This window comes from Falsiporphyromonas endometrii, from assembly GCF_042654485.1.
In the GTDB taxonomy this organism is placed as follows: domain Bacteria; phylum Bacteroidota; class Bacteroidia; order Bacteroidales; family Porphyromonadaceae; genus Porphyromonas; species Porphyromonas endometrii.
Window position 1 is genome coordinate 1 of the sequence record NZ_JBHSGO010000094.1, and the last position, 2,940, is coordinate 2,940.

Here is a 2,940-nt window from a genome sequence, read left to right on the forward strand (position 1 = left end):
ACAGACAATTCGAAATAATTTCTTTAATTTGTACTTGTGTAAGGTTCATGCTTTTTATCGTTTTTTAGTTTGTAATTTCAAAGATAATAGTCTTGGGTCTTACACACTTTTTTGGGACAGTATCGCAGGAGATTTTATTTGAGGATAAACCATGCCTCCCCCTACAGTGATCATAGAGGAAATATAAATATATCGGTCGATTCAGATAAAGTTGGTATACAATCTCAGTCACCTATCAGCAGAGCGATGATATTTGACATGACCGGGAAACTTGTTGTTATGCAAGACGGAGATAGTCATACGCTGACCATGAATCTTCCGTTGAACAGCTCCGGAGAGTATATCGTCAAAGTACAATTGGCTGACGGAACCGGTACAATAAAGAAACTCCTCAAAAGATAGTCCAAACCCTTCAATGTCTTAGAGGATTAGAAAGATAATCAGTTCAATAATTACTAACTGCGATCTCTTTCTATCGGTATATCTGGGTTGGATAGATACGGATAAAGCCTGTAGAGATGTATTTGCCGTGCATCTTTACAGGCTTTTTGTTGCTTTAGAGCCTCTTATACAAAGACGAGAGGCAGTGGTGGTCATGACAGATGGGTGAATGGGAAGATGCTTAAAAGGAAAATAACAACTACGTTGATGACGATTGTCTCTTGAAGAGACATGGAGTTCTATTGTCATTGCGACAATGGAACTCTATGAATGTTACTCAAATATCTTAGGAGAACGATAAGCTGAAATTTTGTACCAGTTGGTATCATGCTTATACCTTGATACTGCAATAGATGGGCTAATACCAAATTTTTCGGCCTCTTTTGCTATAGTTTTTACGATTTTATAAGGATAAAGACTCTTGCAACCTACCTTTAAAATCTTAGTCCATATGTCTTCTGGAATGAGTGCATTTTTTGCAAACTCATTGGCTTCTTTTTCTCTTGGGTCTTTGGAATACTCTGTTCCTTCAATGGAAATGAATGCCTTTTGAGTGTCAGACAGATGTCGGTCGATATGGCAAAGCTCATGCAGGATATCAAAAGCAAGTTTATCCATATCGTTGTAACGATAGGTCACGGTGATAGTTGGATATCCATTGGCTATTGTAGAATAAGCATCAATCGGTGCCTTGTCCAACTTCTTAACCTCAACTAAAGAGATACCATAGTTCTGAAGGCATTGTTTAATGAGGTTTATATTCATTCTTCTTTGGTTGGCCATGGTGGCAATTTCTTGTGCAGCTTTCAATGCATTCCCTTGTTTATAGCTATTGATAGCTGAAATTTGTGAAATAGCCAGCCAATTGAGAACAAGCCAAGTGAGCATATTTTTCTCATCTATTTCTACTTTTTCACTATGCTTATAGAGGCCTGCCACTTGTAGTTTTTGTTCCTCTATGGTTAGAAGATCAAATGGAAATAAGTTTTTTATCCATTTCACTCTATCAATGACCGTGGTAAAAGGACAATGAAGATGCTTGTACAGATGTTTTAGATTTAGCATTTCAGAGCATCTTTCTTCAAAAGCCAAGGATTCTTTATAATGTACGCGCGCGTGGGAGCATCTTGCTGTAAGCGTTGTTCAGTTTTTATAGATCAAGTTCAAGTATTTACTCTTCGGTATGGTTTTTATAGATCAAGGAGAGCATTTATACGATAATAAATGCGACTGTGCTTTGCTCTAATCAGCCTCAAATAAGCTAAATAATGTAAATTTACTCTCACCTGTTTTACCCCTTAAATCAGCCTTTTTTTTGATCTGAAAGAGGTTTATTCTTCACAGAGCCAAAGAGTGATAGTACGAAACCGTCCTATCTGAATGTTAATATATGTATACGCTCCTTTTTATGGACAAATTAGCGGCATAAAAACGCACTTCAGCCCGCTTTTTTAGGAAGGTCGCGCTAGATGCAATCCATCCTCGCGCGACCTTGAGGGTAACCTCGCGCGAGGTTGCACCTGAAGCAGCGCGACTTCGCATGTCAAGGTCGCGCGAGAACGGATCGAAAGTCGCGCGAGAATAGATTGCTTCTCGCGCGAGCTTATTTGTTAAAATAGCGCATAAAAAAGCCCGTTTCGTACTATAAAACGGGCAAAGTGGGTAAGAAGGTCAGAGACCCCTAACCCCGGAAGTTGTGATTTTGAAGTTGAATGAGGACTGATGGAGCCGCTTTTTGAACGTCCATCAAGATAACAGTATTTAACAAATATACCCCTCTAAAGACGAACTTCCCGGTCCATCGAAAGAGAGCACTCTTGAGATTATGTTTGACAGTTATGAAGCCATTGATTTGACTCTCCATGACAAGACATATCTTACCCTCTTGGAGGAATAGCCCGCCAAGCGATACGAAAATCAAAAGTATGGTAAGTAATATGCTTATCTCCATGGTTCTATATTCAATGTGTGACTAAGATACAAAAAAGGAATCTCTTTATCAATAATCCCTTACCGGGAGACCAACATAAGGATGAAGCCCTAAAGCCTATATATCCATTTGCATTGTCACATATATAATGTACGCGCGCGTAAGGAGCCATGCCGAGTGATCCATTTTCAGTAAGCCATCCTCCATCGCAGTTCCCCAAATACTCATAGAGCTCTCCCGACATCGCCCCCCGGGACACTGTCGATACAATAAAGAAAGAGTGGGAGAGCTCATGAGATCCACCCCAACCACCCCAATGGTTCTTTACCTCTAAGCCCCATAGACCACCGAAACCCACTCCGGACCTCCTTACCCGACCACTCCCTTTTTCCCCTTAATATGGCATTTCACCCCTAATTTCTGTTTTGTTCCCGACAAATACAAAAAATATTTTCCACGCCTAACCGACAAGGATAAAGGCAGTTAAGCCATAATCACCGAGTCATTCACAAAACTTTTTTGTCAAAACATTTGGAGGGGAATGGATAAATGCTCTATCTTTGCACTCG

General features: G+C 40.1%; 3 protein-coding genes. 1 reads left to right on the plus strand and 2 read right to left on the minus strand.

The annotated features are described in order from the left end of the window. The first annotated feature begins 138 nt into the window (after positions 1–138). The gene (locus tag ACFO3G_RS03475) at positions 139–402 is read left to right on the plus strand and encodes a T9SS type A sorting domain-containing protein (RefSeq protein ID WP_380078020.1); all 264 of its coding nucleotides are present in this window, start codon (positions 139–141) and stop codon (positions 400–402) included. Positions 403–714: 312 nt separating this feature from the next. On the opposite strand, the gene ACFO3G_RS03480 is transcribed toward ACFO3G_RS03475, so the two are convergent. Then, a complete protein-coding gene (locus ACFO3G_RS03480) occupies positions 715–1,506 on the minus strand; it encodes an ImmA/IrrE family metallo-endopeptidase (RefSeq protein WP_380078022.1) in 792 nt (263 codons plus the stop codon). A 616-nt stretch (positions 1,507–2,122) separates the two neighbouring features. Beyond that, positions 2,123–2,392 (minus strand): hypothetical protein, encoded by a 270-nt coding sequence (locus tag ACFO3G_RS03485; RefSeq protein WP_380078024.1) that lies wholly within the window; start codon positions 2,390–2,392, stop codon positions 2,123–2,125. Positions 2,393–2,940 lie beyond the last annotated feature (548 nt).